The sequence below is a fragment of the Streptomyces sp. NPDC086787 genome (assembly GCF_044745865.1).
Lineage (GTDB): Bacteria > Actinomycetota > Actinomycetes > Streptomycetales > Streptomycetaceae > Streptomyces.
The window spans coordinates 818,811-836,737 of sequence record NZ_JBIVBC010000001.1 but is presented as its reverse complement, the minus strand read 5'-3'; the positions used below and the strand labels follow the sequence as shown (position 1 = coordinate 836,737).

Annotated in this window: 16 protein-coding genes and 1 pseudogene; 12 read left to right on the top strand and 5 right to left on the bottom strand. The window is 70.5% G+C overall.

The features are described from left to right. Nucleotide 1: 1 nt before the first annotated feature. The 4 genes from ACIPK3_RS03905 to ACIPK3_RS03890 all read left to right on the top strand — a co-directional run bounded on the left by ACIPK3_RS03905 (nt 2) and on the right by ACIPK3_RS03890 (nt 3,610). Nucleotides 2-1,312 (top strand): MFS transporter, encoded by a 1,311-nt coding sequence (locus ACIPK3_RS03905; RefSeq protein WP_402566389.1) that lies wholly within the window; start codon nt 2-4, stop codon nt 1,310-1,312. Further along, a complete protein-coding gene (locus ACIPK3_RS03900) occupies nt 1,309-2,328 on the top strand; it encodes a TolB family protein (RefSeq protein ID WP_402566387.1) in 1,020 nt (339 codons plus the stop codon). The genes ACIPK3_RS03905 and ACIPK3_RS03900 overlap by 4 nt, the downstream gene beginning before the upstream one ends. A 139-nt stretch (nt 2,329-2,467) precedes the next feature. Beyond that, the gene (locus ACIPK3_RS03895; protein ID WP_402566385.1) at nt 2,468-3,208 is read left to right on the top strand and encodes a hypothetical protein; all 741 of its coding nucleotides are present in this window, start codon (nt 2,468-2,470) and stop codon (nt 3,206-3,208) included. 66 nt (nt 3,209-3,274) lie between these two features. Beyond that, entirely contained in the window at nt 3,275-3,610 is a 336-nt protein-coding gene (locus ACIPK3_RS03890) for a beta/gamma crystallin domain-containing protein (RefSeq protein WP_402566383.1), read from the top strand. A 70-nt stretch (nt 3,611-3,680) separates the two neighbouring features. Here the strand turns inward: ACIPK3_RS03890 and ACIPK3_RS03885 are convergent, their stop codons facing one another. Then, complete coding sequence (locus ACIPK3_RS03885; protein WP_402566381.1) at nt 3,681-5,042, bottom strand: glutamine synthetase family protein; 1,362 nt, start codon at nt 5,040-5,042, stop codon at nt 3,681-3,683. A gap of 279 nt (nt 5,043-5,321) precedes the next feature. Here ACIPK3_RS03885 and ACIPK3_RS03880 point away from each other — a divergent pair, with 279 nt between their 5' ends. Then, the gene (locus ACIPK3_RS03880) at nt 5,322-6,536 is read left to right on the top strand and encodes a globin domain-containing protein (protein ID WP_402566379.1); all 1,215 of its coding nucleotides are present in this window, start codon (nt 5,322-5,324) and stop codon (nt 6,534-6,536) included. On the opposite strand, the gene ACIPK3_RS03875 is transcribed toward ACIPK3_RS03880, so the two are convergent. Then, entirely contained in the window at nt 6,533-6,967 is a 435-nt protein-coding gene (locus ACIPK3_RS03875; RefSeq protein ID WP_402566377.1) for an RrF2 family transcriptional regulator, read from the bottom strand. The genes ACIPK3_RS03880 and ACIPK3_RS03875 overlap by 4 nt on opposite strands. A gap of 160 nt (nt 6,968-7,127) precedes the next feature. On the opposite strand from ACIPK3_RS03875, the gene ACIPK3_RS03870 reads away from it, so the two are divergent. The 4 genes and pseudogenes from ACIPK3_RS03870 to ACIPK3_RS03855 form a co-directional block, all read left to right on the top strand. Then, nucleotides 7,128-7,814 (top strand): DUF3105 domain-containing protein, encoded by a 687-nt coding sequence (locus ACIPK3_RS03870; protein ID WP_402566375.1) that lies wholly within the window; start codon nt 7,128-7,130, stop codon nt 7,812-7,814. Between the two features lie 17 nt (nt 7,815-7,831). After that, the gene (locus tag ACIPK3_RS03865; RefSeq protein ID WP_402566848.1) at nt 7,832-8,437 is read left to right on the top strand and encodes a DUF305 domain-containing protein; all 606 of its coding nucleotides are present in this window, start codon (nt 7,832-7,834) and stop codon (nt 8,435-8,437) included. Nucleotides 8,438-8,647: 210 nt separating this feature from the next. After that, complete coding sequence (locus ACIPK3_RS03860) at nt 8,648-10,591, top strand: protease pro-enzyme activation domain-containing protein (protein ID WP_402566373.1); 1,944 nt, start codon at nt 8,648-8,650, stop codon at nt 10,589-10,591. A 46-nt stretch (nt 10,592-10,637) separates the two neighbouring features. After that, nucleotides 10,638-10,991 (top strand): annotated as a pseudogene (locus ACIPK3_RS03855) (HAD family hydrolase); the annotation flags it as partial. Between the two features lie 191 nt (nt 10,992-11,182). Here the strand turns inward: ACIPK3_RS03855 and ACIPK3_RS03850 are convergent. The 3 genes from ACIPK3_RS03850 to panB form a co-directional block, all read right to left on the bottom strand. Further along, nucleotides 11,183-12,007 (bottom strand): ABC transporter permease, encoded by an 825-nt coding sequence (locus ACIPK3_RS03850; protein WP_402566371.1) that lies wholly within the window; start codon nt 12,005-12,007, stop codon nt 11,183-11,185. Further along, a complete protein-coding gene (locus ACIPK3_RS03845; protein WP_402566369.1) occupies nt 12,004-13,029 on the bottom strand; it encodes an ATP-binding cassette domain-containing protein in 1,026 nt (341 codons plus the stop codon). Before ACIPK3_RS03845 ends, ACIPK3_RS03850 begins: the two co-directional genes overlap by 4 nt. Before the next feature lie 143 nt (nt 13,030-13,172). Then, nucleotides 13,173-14,039: a 3-methyl-2-oxobutanoate hydroxymethyltransferase gene (gene panB / locus ACIPK3_RS03840; protein WP_402566367.1), complete on the bottom strand. Its 867-nt coding sequence runs from the start codon at nt 14,037-14,039 to the stop codon at nt 13,173-13,175. Nucleotides 14,040-14,273: 234 nt separating this feature from the next. Between panB and ACIPK3_RS03835 the strand changes: the two genes are divergently transcribed. The 3 genes from ACIPK3_RS03835 to ACIPK3_RS03825 all read left to right on the top strand — a co-directional run bounded on the left by ACIPK3_RS03835 (nt 14,274) and on the right by ACIPK3_RS03825 (nt 17,848). Beyond that, nucleotides 14,274-15,872 (top strand): MFS transporter, encoded by a 1,599-nt coding sequence (locus ACIPK3_RS03835; RefSeq protein WP_402566365.1) that lies wholly within the window; start codon nt 14,274-14,276, stop codon nt 15,870-15,872. Between the two features lie 91 nt (nt 15,873-15,963). After that, complete coding sequence (locus ACIPK3_RS03830; protein WP_402566363.1) at nt 15,964-16,587, top strand: TetR/AcrR family transcriptional regulator; 624 nt, start codon at nt 15,964-15,966, stop codon at nt 16,585-16,587. 196 nt (nt 16,588-16,783) lie between these two features. Beyond that, a complete protein-coding gene (locus tag ACIPK3_RS03825; protein ID WP_402566360.1) occupies nt 16,784-17,848 on the top strand; it encodes an endonuclease/exonuclease/phosphatase family protein in 1,065 nt (354 codons plus the stop codon). Nucleotides 17,849-17,927 lie beyond the last annotated feature (79 nt).

Genomic DNA, 17,927 nt, shown 5'->3' with positions numbered 1-17,927 from the left:
CGTGTACGTAGCGGACAGCCGCGCGAGTTCTCCCGACGCGCCGGTGTCCGCGGACGGCGCCGTCCGGCTCCCCGCCGGGCGGCGCCGCGCCGCGGTCGCCCCCACGGTGCTCGCGCTGGGCACGGTCAGTCTGGTCACCGACATCTCCTCGGAGATGGTCACCGCCGTACTCCCGCTGTACCTGGTGGCGGGCCTCGGCCTGTCGCCGCTGGGCTTCGGCGTGCTCGACGGTGTCTACAACGGCTTCTCGGCGCTGGTCCGGCTGGCCGGGGGCCACCTCGCCGACCGGGGCGGCGGCCGCCACAAGTGGGTGGCCGGCATCGGCTACGGCATCTCCGCGCTCTGCAAGCCCCTGCTGCTCCTGGCCCACACGCTGACCCCGATCGGGCTGGTCCTGGCGGCGGACCGCACCGGCAAGGGCCTGCGCACCGCGCCGCGCGACGCGCTGATCTCCCTGTCCAGCACGCCCGGAACACGCGGCCGGGCCTTCGGCGTGCACCGGGCCATGGACACCGCGGGCGCGCTGCTCGGCCCGCTGGCCGCCTTCCTGATCCTGCGGGCGACCGTCGACGGCTACGACGCGGTGTTCACGGTGAGTTTCTGTGTGGCCGTGCTCGGGGTGCTGGTGCTCGTGCTGTTCGTGCCGGGCGGCCGCCGTCCCCCGGCGGCGGACACCGGGCACCCCGTCGCACGTCCCACCGCACCCCCCGCCGCGCGCGCCACATTGGGTGCCGCCCTCGCCCTGCTCCGCCACCGCGATCTGCGCCGCATCACGGTCTGCGCGCTGCTGCTGGGGCTCGCGACGGTGAGCGACTCCTTCGTCTACCTGCTGCTGCAGCACCGCGTCGGCGTCCCCGACCGCTGGTTCGCTCTGCTGCCGCTCGGCACGGCGGCCGCGTTCCTGCTGCTCGCGGTGCCGCTCGGACGGCTCGCGGACCGGGTGGGCCGCTGGCGGGTGTTCCTCGCGGGTCATGCCGCGCTGCTGCTGGCGTACGGCCTGCTGCTCACCTCCTGGCACGCGGCGGCGCTGCCGTACGCCGTACTCGCCCTGCACGGCGGTTTCTACGCGGCGACCGACGGCGTGCTGATGGCGGCGGCGTCCGAGGGGGTGCCCGAGGAGCTGCGGTCGTCCGGTCTGGCCGTCGTACAGACCGGGCAGGCGCTGGCGCGGTTCGCCTGCTCGCTGCTCTTCGGCGCCGCCTGGACGCTGTGGGGCGACCGTACGGCACTCCTGGCATCGGCGGTCGCGCTCGCGCTCTGCGCGGCGTTCGCCCTGGTGATCCGCCCGAAAGGCACGGCATGCACGCCATGACGGTACGTACCCGGATCCTGGTCCTGCTCTCGGCCCTGCTGGTGCTCGCCGGGGCGGCCACGGCGTCGGTGCTGCACGCGTCCGCGCGCGCCGAGCAGCGGAACCGGCCCCGGCCGGGCGGCCCCCGGATCACCTCGGGCCCGGTCACCCTGACCGGTCCCGGCCGCATGGTGTTCCGCAACATGGCCTGGGGCCCGCACCGCGACGAACTGGTGTCGGTCCCGGCGTCGGACCCGGCGGGCCCGCGCACCGCCTCGCACCTGAAGTGCCTGCGCTTCCACGCCGCCGCCGGCACCGGGGTGTGCCTGCGGGCCGTGCACGGTCCGGTCTCGGACACCTACCGCGCGGTGATCCTCGACGCGTCGCTGCGCGAGCGGGCCCGCTACGACGTCCCGGGCATCCCGTCCCGTGCCCGGGTCTCCCCCAGCGGCCACTACGCCGCGTGGACGGCGTTCGTCGGCGGGGACTCCTACGCCGGGACCAGCTTCTCGACCCGTACCGCGATCCTGGACGTCCGTACGGGCCGGCTCACGCCGTCACTGGAGTCGTACCGCGTCGTCAAGGACGGCCGGACCCACCGCGCGGCCGACGTGAACTTCTGGGGGGTGACCTTCGCGGCGGACGACCGCACCTTCTACGCGACGCTGGCGACCGGGGGGCGCACCCATCTGGTCCGCGGCGACCTGCGCGCGCGTACCGTCACCACCCTGCACGAGAACGTCGAGTGCCCCTCGCTGTCCCCCGACGGCACCCGGGTCGTCCACAAGAAGCGGGTCGACGGCCTGCCCAAGGACGCCCCCTGGCGGCTGTACGTCCTCGACCTGCGCACGATGCGCGAGACCCCGCTGGCCGAGCCGAGAAGCGTGGACGACCAGGCGGTGTGGAAGGACGCCCGCACGGTCGTGTACGCCCTGCCCGGGGACTACGGCGCCGATCTGTACGAAGTGCCTGCGGACGGGTCGGGGCGGCCGCGGCGGATCAGCACGGCGGCGGTGTCGCCCGCGTATCCGCGCTGAAGCCGCCATTGCACCGTTTCTTACCGAACCATGACGCCGGGCCCCTGAACCGCCCATGCGGCCTCCTTCGCGTCTAGCTTGATCATCGCCCCCACCGAGATCCACGAGATCCACTGAACTTCCCTGGAAAGGCGGGACGATGACTGTCGAGACGCTTGAGGTCTGCGCATACCCGGACTGCACCAACCCTCCGGCCGCGCCGACCCCCGACGCACCGGCGCCTCGATACTGCGCGCACCCGGAGCACAACGCGCTGGGCGCCTTCCGCAAGTTCCGTGCCAGGCGTCAGCAGCGCAAGGAGGAGAGGCGCCAGGCGGCCGAGGCGAAGAAGGCAGCCGCGACGCCCGCGCAGACCGAGGCGACCGTACCCGCAGAGGCGGCCATGGGAGCCGCACCGGCCGAGTCGGCCATGGCAGCGGTGGCCACGCCGGACTGCGGGGCCGCGGCGCGTGACGGTCTGGTGGCGCTCATGTCGCAGCTGGCCACGGATCTGCCCGTCTACATCGAGGAACTGGCCGTCATCACGGACTCGGCCGCCGCCGAGGCCCGCATCGAGACCGTGACCAAGGCCGCGGCCCAGCGGACCCTGGCCGCCGAGGGCCGCGCCGCGCTGGCGGAGGAGGCCGCGGAGCTGGCCGTCGCCGAGCTGGACGAGGCCACCCACCGGTTCGAGGAGGAGACGGAGAAGGTCCGCGTGGAGGCCGCACAGCAGGTGGCGGACGCCGAGTTCGTCCGCGCGGAGCTCGATCGCTGCCGCGAGCGCGTCGCCATGCTCGAGGAGCGTCTCGACCAGGTGCGCGAGGAGGCGGACACCGCCCGCCGGGAGCGCGGCGAGCTCACCCTCCAGCTGGAGCGCCACGGAGCCGTGTGCACGGCCTAGCCGAACGAAGAAACCCAGAAACCCAGAAACCCGGAATCCCGGAACCCCGGAAACGGAGAGCCCCCCATGAAGAACCCGCTCAAGAAGGTCGCGATGGTCATCGCCGCCACGGCGGCCCTGTCCGCGATCATCCCGGTGACCTCGGCAGCAGCCGTCAGCCGCACGGACTGCGGCAATCGCACGGACTTCGTCAAGATCACCAACTACAACTGGAGCAAGACACTCTGCTTCGCCAACGCGGGCTCGCAGAACGTCCACATCTACCGGGTGAACGAGGTTAAGGCAGGGAACAACCGGGTCCTGGTCACCCTGGGCGGCAGGAACTACACCATCGAAAAGAACCGGTCCATAAAGGACATCGAAGGCCTCGACCAGGAACTCACCTACATCAAGATCTACTGATCCGTTCCGAGTCGCACCGCCACGGCGTGGGCCCAAGGGCCCACGCCGTTCGTCGTGACAGCCCGCGCGCCTACAGCACCGGCAGGTTCTTCCGCAGTTCGAAGGCCGTGACCTCGCTGCGGTACTCCTCCCACTCCTGGCGCTTGTTGCGCAGGAAGAAGTCGAAGACGTGCTCGCCGAGGGTCTCGGCGACGAGGTCGCTGTTCTCCATGAGGTTCAGGGCCTCGCCGAGGTTCTGCGGGAGGGGCTCGATGCCCATCGCGCGGCGCTCGGCGTTGGAGAGGGCCCAGACGTCGTCCTCGGCGCCGGGCGGCAGCTCGTAACCCTCCTCGATGCCCTTGAGGCCGGCGCCCAGCAGGACCGCGTAGGCGAGGTAGGGGTTGGCGCCGGAGTCCAGCGAGCGGACCTCGACGCGTGCGGAGCCGGTCTTGCCGGGCTTGTACATCGGGACGCGGACCAGGGCGGAGCGGTTGTTGTGGCCCCAGCAGATGTACGAGGGCGCCTCGCCGCCGGCGCCCGCGGTGCGCTCGGATCCGCCCCAGATGCGCTTGTAGGAGTTGACCCACTGGTTGGTGACCGCGGAGATCTCGGCGGCGTGCCTGAGCAGGCCCGCGATGAAGGAGCGGCCGACCTTGGAGAGCTGGTACTCCGAGCCGGACTCGTAGAACGCGTTGCGGTCGCCCTCGAAGAGTGAGAGATGGGTGTGCATGCCGGAGCCGGGGTGCTCGGAGAAGGGCTTCGGCATGAAGGTGGCCTGCACGCCCTGCTCCAGCGCGACCTGCTTCATCACCAGGCGGAACGTCATGATGTTGTCCGCGGTGGACAGCGCGTCGGCGTAGCGCAGGTCGATCTCCTGCTGGCCCGGGGCGCCCTCGTGGTGGGAGAACTCGACGGAGATGCCCATCGACTCCAGCATGGTGATGGCCTGGCGGCGGAAGTCCATGCCGATGTTCTGCGGGGTGTGGTCGAAGTAGCCGGAGTTGTCGGCGGGGGTCGGGCGGGTGCCGTCCAGCGGTCGGTCCTTCAGCAGGAAGAACTCGATCTCGGGGTGGGTGTAGAAGGTGAAGCCCAGGTCGGAGGTGCGGGCCAGGGCGCGCTTGAGGACGTAGCGCGGGTCCGCGAAGGACGGTGAGCCGTCCGGCATGAGGATGTCGCAGAACATGCGGGCGGTGCCGGGGGCCTCGGCGCGCCAGGGCAGGATCTGGAAGGTGGACGGGTCCGGCTTGGCGATCATGTCGGACTCGTACACCCGGGCGAAGCCCTCGATGGCGGAGCCGTCGAAACCGATGCCCTCGTCGAAGGCCTGTTCCAGCTCGGCGGGCGCCACGGCCACGGACTTGAGGAAACCGAGTACGTCGGTGAACCACAGGCGTACGAACCGGATGTCGCGCTCTTCCAAGGTCCGGAGCACGAACTCCTGCTGCTTGTCCATCTTCCGATTCCCCATCCTTGCTGTCAGGCCGCCTGCCCGTGCTCACGGGAGGCGGTCGGGCATCTGAGCATCCCACCACAAGACCGTTTCCGGCATGTTGCGGGCCACCGGCCCGGGACCGGCCGGCGGGTGCACCGCTCTGCCGCCCATCTTGCCCGCTCAGGGCCGCGCGCGTAATGGCCGGAGGCGGCCACCGACCCCCACTTAAACTTGCATCTCAGATGCAAGTTTTAATAGCGTGCAGGCAGAGCCCACGCCCAGGAGCCATCAGGAGCCCAGATGCTGACCGAACAGTCCGCTGCCACCGTCCGTGCGACCCTCCCCGCCGTCGGCGCCGCCATCGGCGAGATCACCGCACGCTTCTACGACGGGCTCTTCGCCGCCCACCCCGAACTGCTGCGCGATCTGTTCAACCGGGGCAACCAGGCGGCCGGCACCCAGCGTCAGGCCCTCGCGGGATCCATCGCCGCCTTCGCCACCCACCTCGTGGAGCACCCCGACCGGCGGCCCGACGCGATGCTGGCCCGCATCGCGCACAAGCACGCGTCGCTCGGCATCCGGCCCGAGCAGTACGAGGTGGTCCACCGGCACCTCTTCACCGCGATCGCCGCCGTCCTCGGTGACGCCGTCACACCCGGGGTGGCCGCCGCCTGGACCGAGGTCTACTGGCTGATGGCGAACGCCCTGACCGCCGTCGAGAAGCGGCTGCGCGAGGAGGCCGCCACCGACGCCGGATGGCGGGAGTGGGAGGTCGTCGAGCGGATCCCGGAGACCTCCGACGTCACGACCTTCCGGCTGCGCCCGGCCGACGGCGGCCCGGTGCGCGACTTCCGCGCGGGGCAGTACGTGTCGGTGCGCACGGTGCTGCCCGACGGCGCCAGGCAGATACGGCAGTACAGCCTCTCGGGGGCGCCCGGCGCGAGCGTGCGGCAGATCAGCGTGAAGCGGGTGCCCGGCGGAGCGGACGGTTCGACGCCGCAGGGCGAGGTCTCGAACCACCTGCATGCCTGCGTCGAGGTCGGCGACGTGCTGGAACTGTCGGCGCCGTGCGGCGACCTGGTGCTGGACGACGCCCATGACCGGCCGCTGCTGCTGGCCTCCGCCGGTATCGGTGTGACCCCGATGGTCGCGATGCTGGCGCAGCTCGCGCTGAACGGGCACCGGGCCCCGGTCACCGTCGTGCACGGCGACCGCTCCCCCGCCCACCACGCGCTGCGCGACGACCACGAGATGTACGCGGCCAAACTGCCGGACGCCGCCGTGCACTTCTTCTACGAGCAGTACGAGCACTCCGAGCACGCCGCCCTCCCCGGCGGCCGCCCGGGACGGGTCGACCTCGCGGCCGTACCGGTCCCGCCCGGCACCCGCGCCTACCTGTGCGGCCCGCTGCCCTTCATGCGCGCGGTACGCGCCCAGCTCATCGGCAAGGGTGTGGCACCCGCCGACATCCACTACGAGGTGTTCGGCCCGGACCTCTGGCTCGCGGCGGTCTAGGTGCGGCCGGCGATGCTCAGCAGCAGTGGTCCCGTCGGCCGGGCGGTGATGTCCTCCACCGTCACCGGGTCCAGGGCCGCGAAGAACGCCTCCTGGGCCGTGCGCAGCGCGCCGCGCAGTCGGCAGGCGGAGTTCAGGGGGCAGGGTGAGGCGCCCTCGCAGTCGACGACGTCGCCCTCCCCCTCGAAGGTGCGCACCACCGCGCCCACGGACGCCGTACGCCCCTTCGCGCTGAGCGTGAGGCCGCCGCCCCGGCCGCGCCGGGCGTCGACCAGCCCGAGGTGCTGGAGCTCGGCCACCACCTTCGCGGCGTGCGTGTACGGCACGTCCATGTCCTCGGCGACCTGACGGGTGGTGGGTGTGGACTCGCCGGCGACGGCGAGGCGCATCAGGACGCGGAGGGCGAGGTCGGTGGAGCGAAGCAACCGCATGACAGGAGCGTAGGTAATACGCATCGGGCGTTCAACTTTTCTTTCCGGCGATCTTCGCGGCCCGCACTGTGGCGGAACGGCCCTCCGCCACTACGATCGGTGAGCTCCACCCACCCCGCCCGCCCCGCCCGCACCGGCTTTCCCCGAGAAGGACACCGTCATGGGTTCCGCCAACACCAGCAACACGTCGCGCACCGCGCGCATCGAGGAGATGCGCCGCGCCGAGAAGGCCCGTGAGCGCCGCAACCGGCTGCTCGTGATCGCCGCGAGCGTGGTGGTCGTCGCCGGTCTCGTCGTCGGCGGTGTCGTGCTCGTGAACTCGCAGAAGGACAAGGACAGCTCCCGGGCGAGCGACTCCAAGCCGTCGGGGCAGCCCTCGGTCCAGCCCGCGGGTCACTTCGAGACGGGCAGGGACGGTGTGAAGACCTGGAAGGGCACGCTGGGCCGCACCCACGTGAAGACGGACGTGCGGTACCCGGTCGAGCCCCCGGTGGGCGGCGACCACAACCCGGTCTGGCAGAACTGCAACGGTGACGTCTACACCAAGCCGCTCGACAACGTGAACGCCGTGCACTCCCTGGAGCACGGCGCGGTATGGGTGACGTACAACAGCAAGGCGGCCAAGAAGGACATCGACGCGCTGGCGGCGAAGGTGCGCGCGACGCCGTATACGTTGATGAGCCCGGACGACAAGCAGCAGGACCCCATCATGCTCACAGCATGGGCGCACCAGCGCACCGTGACGGGTGCGGGCGACCCCGCCGTGGCCGCGTTCCTGGAGCAGTTCGTGCAGGGCAAGCAGACGCCCGAGCCGGGCGCGGTCTGCACCGGTGGGCTGTCGCAGTGAGGCAGCACATCGCACTGATCGCGGGCGCCGCGGCGGCGGTGCTCGTCGCGGCCGGGGCGATCACCTACGCGGTCGCCGAGGACGGCGGCTCCGGCACGGCCACCCCGTCCGCCGACTCGGCGGACGCGGGGTTCGCGCGGGACATGGCGGTGCACCATCAGCAGGCCGTCGAGATGTCGTTCATCGTGCGCGACCGCACGAAGGACGAGGAAGTGCGCCGGCTCGCCTACGACATCGCGCAGACGCAGGCCAACCAGCGGGGCATGCTGCTGGGCTGGCTGGACCTGTGGGAGCTGCCGAAGGTGTCGGCGGAGCCGCCGATGACCTGGATGGGCATGGGCGGCATGGCCTCCGGCAAGGACGGCGCGCTGATGCCGGGCATGGCGACCAACACGGAGCTGAAGAAGCTGGGTTCGCTCAACGGGCGGCAGGCCGAGGTCTTCTACCTCCAGTTGATGACAGACCACCACAAAGGTGGCATTCACATGGCCGAGGGCTGTGTCGCCAAGTGCACGGTGGGCGTGGAGAAACGGCTGGCCCAGGGCATGGTCGAGGCGCAGCAGTCGGAGGTCCGGCTGATGTCCGACATGCTCAGGGAGCGTGGCGCCGAGCCGCGCTCGTAACACCGCCGTAAGAAGGAAAGCCGCAATTCGCCCGAGTTGAGCATTCCTTGAGCTTCTCTTGACTTTCGCGTTCCCCTGGCATGAACGGTTCATCGAGAGAGTGGCCCCCATCGTCTGATCCATTCGCGGGCCCCACCGCCGCGAGCCCGGCGTGCGGATCGACGACGTACCGACCACTACATGCATGCGATTCGCATCGCTGGGGGCTCTATGAGATCCAATCGCGCCAACCTGCGCGCCGGTGTGAGCATGGCGGCGACGCTGCCCATGATCGCCGGTGCGCTGGCGCTCGGCATACCCGCGGCGCACGCCGCCGACACCCCGGGCCGCAACGCCCTGGCGGGCACCAAGCCCGCCTGGGCGACGGCCAAGGCGGACAAGGGTGCCACCTCCGACAACGCCCGGGTCTCCGCCCGGGTCTACCTCGCCGGCCGTGACGCGGCCGGCCTCGCCGCCTACGCCAAGGCGGTGTCCGACCCGAACTCGCCGTCGTACGGCAAGTACCTGAGCGCCAAGCAGTCGCAGGCGCGCTTCGGGGCGACCAAGGCGCAGGTCGCCGCGGTCAAGTCGTGGCTGAAGTCCTCCGGCCTGACGGTCACCGAGGTCACGCAGCACTACGTCTCCGTGACCGGTGACGTGGCCGCCGCCGAGAAGGCGTTCGGCACCCAGCTGCACAACTTCACCAAGGGTTCGAAGACCTACCGCGCGCCGTCGAAGACGGCCTCCGCGCCGGACAGCCTGAAGGGTGCGGTCCTGACCGTCACCGGTCTGGACAGCGCGCCGCACAAGGCGAGCCACCACGACACGCTGCCCGGTCCGGACGCGGTGTTCAAGAACTCGGGTCCGTTCTCGTCGTACTACGGCTCGAACGTGGCGACCTCGCTGCCGGGCGCGTACGGCCAGAAGATCCCGTACGCCGTCAAGGGCTACACCGGCAAGCAGCTGCGTGCCGCCTACGGCGCGGGCAAGTACACCGGCAAGGGTGTGCGCGTCGCCATCACGGACGCGTACGCCTCCCCGACGCTCGCCTACGACCTCGGCACCTACGCGAAGAAGCACGGTGACAAGGCCTGGAAGACGAGCCAGCTGCACCAGGTGCTGCCGAACGCGTACACGAAGACCGAGGAGTGCGGGGCGGCCGGCTGGTACGGCGAGGAGACCCTCGACGTCGAGGCCGTGCACGCGGTCGCGCCGGACGCCAACGTGACCTACGTGGGCGCCGGTTCCTGCTACGACGACGATCTGCTCGACTCGCTCAGCAAGGTCGTCGACAACCACCTGGCCGACATCGTCTCCAACTCGTGGGGCGACGTCGAGGCCAACCAGACGCCGGACCTCGCGGCCGCGTACGACCAGGTCTTCCAGTTCGGCGCGGTGCAGGGCATCGGCTTCTACTTCTCCTCCGGTGACAACGGCGACGAGGTCGCCAACACCGGTACGAAGCAGGTCGACACCCCGGCCAACTCGGCGTGGGTGACCGCCGTCGGCGGCACCTCGCTTGCCGTCGGCAAGGGTGACAAGTACCAGTGGGAGACCGGCTGGGGCACCGAGAAGGCGACCCTGTCGGCCGACGGCAAGAGCTGGGACGGCTTCCCCGGCGCCTACACCTCGGGCGCGGGCGGCGGCACCAGCAAGAACGTCGCGCAGCCGTACTACCAGAAGGGCGTCGTGCCGGACGCGCTGGCCAAGGCCAACAACGCCACCGGCAACCGCGTCGTCCCGGACATCGCGGCGATCGCCGACCCGAACACCGGTTTCCTGGTCGGGCAGACCCAGACCTTCCCGGACGGGTCCGAGCGCTACAGCGAGTACCGCATCGGCGGCACCTCGCTGGCCGCGCCGGTGATCGCGGCCGTTCAGGCCCTGGCCCAGGAGGCGCGCGGCGGCAAGGCGATCGGCTTCGCCAACCCGTCGATCTACTCCCGGTACGGCAAGAAGGGCATCTTCCACGACGTCACGGACAACCCCAAGGGCCACGGCCTGGCGGTCGTCCGCACCGACTTCGTGAACGGCTACGACGCCACCGGTGGTCTCGCCGTCTCGGTCCGCAGCCTCGGCAAGGACAGCTCGCTGTCCGCGGTCAAGGGCTACGACGACGTGACCGGCGTGGGCTCGCCCGCACAGGGCTACGTCCAGTCGTACCGCCGCCACTGACGGCAACGCGCCCGCTCCCCGGCTCGATCGGGGGGCGGGCGCGCTCATGTCCGCACACCGGTTCATCGGCCGCTCCGACGCCTCCGTCCGCGGGCGGATCACCACGCGGCCGGGGCCTGTCGTTGGGATCACGCCGCAGACGCGGGGCCCGGCACGTACGGCTGCCGCGCTGTGGGAGAAGCGGTTCGAGGAACTGCACCGTGCGGCGGTGGACTCGAGGCTCGCCCCGGTGGACGGGCTTCCCGAGGCGCCGGCGGCCATCACCCTGCCGGTGGCCCGCGGCGAGCCCGCCCCCGATCTCTTCCTTCATGCCGCCGAGCGGATGGGCGTGGACGCCGCCGCCTGTGTGGTGGTCGAGGACAGCGTCCCCGGCGTCCGGGCGGCCCGGGCCGCCGGCATGCGTGCCTTCGCCTACGCCGGCGGCCCGACCCCGGCCGCACACCTCGAGGCCCCGGCACGGTCGTCTTCGACGACATGCGCGAGCTGCCCAGGCTCCTCGGCGGGGCCCGACCCGCACGCACAGGACGGCGGCCTCCCTCGTGGAGGCCGCCGTCCCAGGTCGTGCCGTGCCGGACGCCGCCGGTCGCGAAATCAGCTCTTGGTGCGGAACTTGTGGATCGCGATCGGCGCCATCAGCGCGGTGAGGCCCGCGGACCAGGCGAGGGTGACCCACAGGCCGTGGGCGACCGGGCCGCCGATCATCAGGCCGCGCGCGGTGTCCGCGAGCGCGGAGAGCGGGTTGTAGTCGGTGAAGTTCTGGAGCCAGCCCGGCATCGAGGCGGTCGGGGCGAAGATCGACGAGCCGAACTGGAGCGGCATCAGCACCAGGAAGCCCATGGCCTGCACGGACTGCGGGCTCTTCATCACCACGCCGAGGGTGAGGAACACCCACATCAGGGCCGTGCCGAACAGCGCGGACAGGCCCACCGAGGCCAGCAGCCCCACCCAGTGGTGGATGTCGAAGCCCACGAGAACCGCGACGATCAGCAGGACGACGGTCGCGAACAGCATGCGCATCAGCTCGACCGCGATCTTGGCGAACAGCACCGAGCCGCGTCCGATCGGCAGGGACCGGAAGCGGTCCATGACACCGGAGTTGAAGTCCGTGTTGAAGCCGGTGCCCACTCCCTGGGCCATGTTCATGCCCATCATGGCCATCAGGCCGGGCACGACGTACTGCACGTACTGGTCCTGACCGCCGCCCAGGGACTGCCCGATGGAGCCGCCGAAGACGTACACGAACAGCAGGGTGAAGATCACCGGGAACAGGATGGCGTCGAACATCGACTCCGGGTCCTGCCGGATCCACAGCAGGTTGCGGCGGATCAGCGCGCCGGTGTGGCGCAGGTGGGCGCGCAGCGAGATCGGCGCGTCCGCCTTGGATACGGCGGCCTGGGTCAAAGTGGCGGCGCTCATACGGCGACCTCCTCGCGGGTCTCGTCGGGTACGGAGTCCTGCGGGACACTGGCACGGTGGCCGGTGAGGGACAGGAACACCTCGTCCAGGCTGGGCAGTTCGGTGGTGATCGAGGAGATGGTGATGCCGCGGGCGGTGACCGCGCCGACCACCGCGGTCAGCTGCTCGTCGCTGAGGATCGGCACCAGCAGGCTGCCCCGCTCGCTGTCCACGGTCGTGGTGGCGAGGCCGGTGATGCCGAGTTCGTCCAGCAGCCCGGCGAGCGGGCGCAGCTCCAGCGGGTCGGCGGGCCTGACCCGCAGCGTGCGGCCGCCGACCCGGGCCTTCAGCTCCTCGATGCCGCCGTTCGCGATGACCTTCCCCCGGTCGACCACGGTGAGCTCGGAGGCGAGCTGCTCGGCCTCCTCCATGTACTGGGTGGTCAGCAGGACGGTGACGCCGTCCCCGACCATGGCCTTGACCTCGTCCCACACCTCGTTGCGGGTACGGGGGTCGAGTCCCGTCGTCGGCTCGTCCAGGAAGAGCACGGTCGGCCGGCCGATCATGGAAGCGGCCAGGTCGAGCCGCCGTCGCATACCGCCGGAGTAGGTGCTCGCGGGCCGCTTGGCGGCCTCCGTCAGCGAGAACCGCTCCAGCAGTTCGTCGGCGCGGGCGCGGGCCTCCTTGCGCGGCAGGTCCAGCAGCCGCCCGATCATGTAGAGGTTCTCCCAGCCCGGGAGCTTCTCGTCCACCGAGGCGTACTGCCCGGTCAGGCCGATCACCCGGCGCAGCTGGCGGGGCTGGCGTACGACGTCGTATCCGGCCACGGTGGCCTGACCGGCGTTGGGGGCCAGCAGGGTGGAGAGAATGCGTACGAGGGTGGTCTTGCCGGCGCCGTTCGGCCCGAGCACACCCATCACGGTGCCCTCGCGCACATCAAGGTCGACACCGTCCAGTGCCCTGGTCTCGCCGTAGTGCTTGACCAGCCCCCGCACGGTCACAGCGCTGTTCGCGCCACTGGGGTTGTCGTCGATTCGCGTCATGCCCCAGACAATGCCAGTCCCCACCGACAGACCGCCTACAGATTTCCTACAGGATTTCGTACAGCGGCGGACTCGCCGACAGACGGGCGACAGCCCCGCCGGAGGGGGACGGTCGGCGGGGCTGTCGGTGGTGCTGGTGGTGGCTAGTGGACGGAGTGCTCCTCCGTCGGGAAGGTCCCGCCGACCACGTCCTCGGCGAACTCCTTCACCGCGTTGCCCATGACCTGACGCAGGTCGGCGTACTGCTTCACGAACTTCGGCATCCGGCCGCCGGTGAGACCGAGCATGTCGGTCCACACCAGGACCTGCGCGTCCGTCTCCGCTCCGGCGCCGATGCCGACGGTCGGGATGTGCAGCGTGCGGGTCACCTCGGCCGCCAGCTCCGCTGGTACCAGTTCGAGGACCACCGCGAAGGCGCCGGCGTCCTGCACGGACTTGGCGTCCCGCAGCAGCTGCTGGGCCGCCTCCTCGCCGCGGCCCTGCACCCGGTAGCCCATGGAGTGCACGGACTGGGGGGTGAGGCCGATGTGCGCCATGACCGGGATGCCTGACTCCACGAGGAGCCGGATCTGCTCGTGGCTGCGCTCGCCGCCCTCCAGCTTCACCGCGCCGACACCGGCCTCCTTGACCAGTCGGGTGGCCGAGCGCAGCGCCTGCACCGGGCCCTCCTGGTAGGAGCCGAAGGGCAGGTCGCCGACGATGAGGGAGCGCTGGGTGCCGCGTACGACGGCGGCCGACAGCATGGTCATCTGGTCGAGGGTGACGGGTACGGTCGACTCGTACCCGAGGTGGCAGTTGCCCGCCGAGTCGCCGACCAGGAGCACGGGGATCCCGGCCTCGTCGAACACGGACGCGGTCATCGCGTCGTAGGCGGTGAGCATGGGCCACTTCTCGCCCCGCTCCTTGGCGAGCGCGATGTCGCGGACGGTGATGCGGCGTGTGCCCTTGCCCCCGTACAGCGCTTTGCTGCCGTCGGAGGTCTTGTTCTGGGCAGCCGAAAGCTGCGTCATTGCAACGGCTCCTTCATGTCATCTCGAAGCGCCCTCACGGCGTCCCCGGATCCCCTCCATGGTGGCACTTCGTGCCAGGGAGGGCCAGGGCAGGTCGTGTGATCCCGCTCGTGGCGCACTCGACCGTCGCCCGCCCGGTCGCCCGCTTCGACCAAGACCACGGTGAGTAAGGTCTGAGTAAAGGAATTCAGATACGAGACGGTTCCGTATTGAAATGGGCCTAGGGTCGTTCGCATGACAACCCCTGCCGACCGTGCCTCTCACGGTTCCCGGATACCGGAGGCGGTGCACCGCCGCCGCTGGGCGATCCTCGGCGTCCTGATGCTGAGCCTGCTCATCGTGGTGCTCGACAACTCGATCCTGAACGTCGCCGTCAAGACCATCGCCACCCCCGCCCCCACCGGCCTCGGAGCCACCCAGAGCGAGATCGAGTGGGCGATCAACGCCTACACCCTCGTCTTCGCCGGACTGCTGTTCACCGCGGGCCTCATCGGCGACCGGCTCGGCCGCAAGAAGGTCCTGCTCGGCGGACTCGTCGTGTTCGGCATCGGCTCCGCCCTCGCCGCCGAGTCCGGCACCCCGGGCGAACTCATCACCTACCGCGCGCTGATGGCCCTCGGTGCCGCCTTCGTGATGCCCGCCACCCTCGCCGTCCTGATGAACGTCTTCGAGCGCGAGGAGCAGCCCAAGGCGATCGGCATCTGGGCCGGCGGCGTCGGGCTCGCCATCGCCATCGGACCGATCACCGGCGGCGCGCTGCTCGACCACTTCTGGTGGGGCTCGGTCTTCTTCGTCAACGTGCCCATCGTGCTTCTCGCGCTGGTACTGATGATCTGGCTGGTGCCCGACTCGCGCGACCCGAAGCCCGGCCGTCTCGACCCCGTCGGTGTCGTGCTGTCCGTCATCGGCCTGGTCCTGCTGGTCTACGGCATCATCAAGGGCGGCGAACTGGCCGACTTCACGAACCCGAAGGTGCTGCTGACCATCTTCGCCGGTGTCGCCGTCCTCGTGGGCTTCGTCATCTTCGAGAAGCGCAGCGACCACCCGTCACTGGACGTGACGTACTTCAAGAACAAGGTCTTCTCGGCCGCGATGAGCGCCATCGCGCTGGTCTTCTTCGCGCTGATGGGCGTCACGTTCTTCGGTGTCTTCTACACCCAGAGCGTGCGCGGCTACTCGCCGCTGGAGTCCGGAGTGCTGATGCTGCCGCTGGCCGCCGCGCAGATGATCTTCGCGCCGCGGGCCCGGCTGCTCGTCGACCGGTTCGGCAACAAGGCCACCACCACGGCCGGTCTGCTGCTGATCGCAGTGACACTGGCCGTCTTCGCCACCTTCGAGGTGGACACCCCGATCTGGCTCCTCGAAGTCAACTTCTTCCTCATGGGAACCGGCATGGCGCACATCATGACGCCGACCTCCGTCGTCATCATGCAGGCCCTGCCGCGCGAGAAGGCCGGCTCCGCGTCCGCGCTGAGCAACACCTTCCGCCAGGTCGGCGGCGCCCTCGGCATCGCCGTACTCGGCTCGGTCCTGGCCACCTCCTACCGCAACGGCATCGAGGGCAAGCTGGGACTGCTGCCGCCCGGCCTCCGGGACACGGCCGGTGAGTCCATCGAGGCCACCCTCGGCATCGCCGAGAAGCTCGGCCCGCGCGGCCAGGCCCTGATCGACCCCGCCAACGACGCGTTCCTGCACGCCATGCACGTCACCGCGCTCTGCGGCACGGGCATCGCGATCGTCGGCGCGATCGTGACGGCGCTCTTCCTGCCGGGCAAGCCGGCGGCACCGCAGGGCGGCAAGCCGGAGCAGGAGCTGGTCGCCGCGGTGGACTGAGCCACGCGCGCAGGGGAGTCCGGAGAGGCGGTACGGGGGGAGGAACCGGCTGCGGGACAATTCCCGCAGCGCGACGAAAGGACACAGTGACGTGAGTCTTGCCGAGAGCCGGCCGCGGGAGTGCGGTCCCGTACGGGGCCGCCCACGCAGCGAGACCGTGGAACGCGCCATCCTGGAGGGGGTGATGCGGCTCCTGGAGGACGGCGTGCCGCTCGCCGAGATCTCCATCGAGCGCGTCGCCCGCACCGCCGGCGTCGGCAAGGCCACCATCTACCGACGCTGGAGCGGCAAGGAGGAGCTCTTCGTCGACGTCATGCGCGCCGCCGAGCCGCCCGACCCCGTGCTCCCCGGCACCTCGATGCGCGACGACCTGGTCGTCCTGCTCGAATCGCTGCGGATGCGCGGCCTGGTCAGCCGCACATCGGCGATCCTGCACAACGCCTACACGCAGATGAAGTGCAACCCCAAGATCTGGGCCGCGTATGAAGCCGAGGTGATAGCGCCCCGGCGGCGGATGGGCCTCGAGGTGCTGCGCCGGGGACAGCGGGACGGCGAGCTGCGCGATGACATCGACCTCGAACTGGCGAACGACATGTTCGTGGGCCCCATGCTGGCCCGCTCGGTCCTGCGCCCGAGCGCGGACCTGCCGGAGGGCCTGGCCGAGCAGATCGTCGACACGGTCCTCGCGGGCCTGCGGCCCCGGGCCCGAATGTGACACGTCGCGGGCGGGAGTGTGCACGTCTCGTCACAGTCCCGCCCGCCGTCTCCACAACCGGAACCCGCTCCACGAGGTTCCTCGTCATCGTCTTCCGTACGGGCCGCAACGCGGCGGCCGGAACGGGACCGTTCATCCCCTAGGGTCGTACCCCGGGGGAGACGACGGTGCACGGCAGGGTTGTGAGGCAGGCGGTATGGCGCAGCAGGCATACATGACGGAGACGGACAGCGACGGCTCGGAACCCGAGCCGCGGGGATCCCGGACCCGGTACCTGTTCGACCGCTTGCGGACCCACCTGTTCCACGGCTGGCGGGGCGATCCGGGCATCTGGCGCCGGGGCATCGTGCTCGGGGTGATCGCGCTGCTCCTCGCCCTGGTGATGCTCACGCACTCGCGCATCCCCAACCGGGTGGGCAATCTCGGCAGCCTCACGGAGACGTTCCTGCCCTGGGTGGGCCTGCTGCTCCCGGTGCTTCTGGTCCTCGGCCTCGTGCGCAAGTCCGCCACCGCGCTGATCGCGCTGCTGCTTCCCGGGGTCGTGTGGCTGAACCTCTTCGGCGGGCTGCTCACCGACAAGACGGGCTCCGGCGGCAACCTGGTGGTCGCGACGCACAACGTCAACGCCGACAACCCGGACCCGGCCGGTACGGCCCGCGACGTGGCCGGGTCCGGCGCGGACGTGCTGGCCCTCGAAGAGCTGAAGACGTCGGCCGTGCCGGTGTACGTGAAGGCGCTGGCGCCGACCTACCGGTACCACTCGGTGCAGGGCACCGTGGGGGTGTGGAGCAAGTACCCGCTGTCCTCGGTCAAGGCCGTCGACATCGGTATGGGCTGGACCCGTGCCATGCGGGCCACGGTGACCGCCCCGGCCGGTCAGGTCGCGGTGTACGTCGCCCATCTGCCTTCGGTGCGGGTGAAGGCCAACGCCGGCTTCACGGCACGTCAGCGCGACCAGAGCGCCGTCGCGCTGGGTGAGGCGATCGCGCACGAGACGCTCCAGCGGGTCGTACTCCTCGGCGACCTCAACGGCACGATGAACGACCGCTCCCTCACCGGCGTCACCGCCCAGCTGCGGTCCACGCAGGGCGCGGCGGGCAACGGCTTCGGGTTCAGCTGGCCGGCGGCGTTCCCGATGGCCCGGATCGACCAGATCATGGTGAAGGGGGTCGAGCCGGAGAGCTCCTGGACCCTGCCGAAGACGGGCAGTGACCATCTCCCGGTGGCCGCTCGGGTGAAGGTGGACGCCTCGGCCCCTTGACGGGGTGACGAGGTGACGGAGTGACGGGATGCACGGGATGTCCGGCTGCTTTGTTCCGCAACTGAACATATGATGGGCG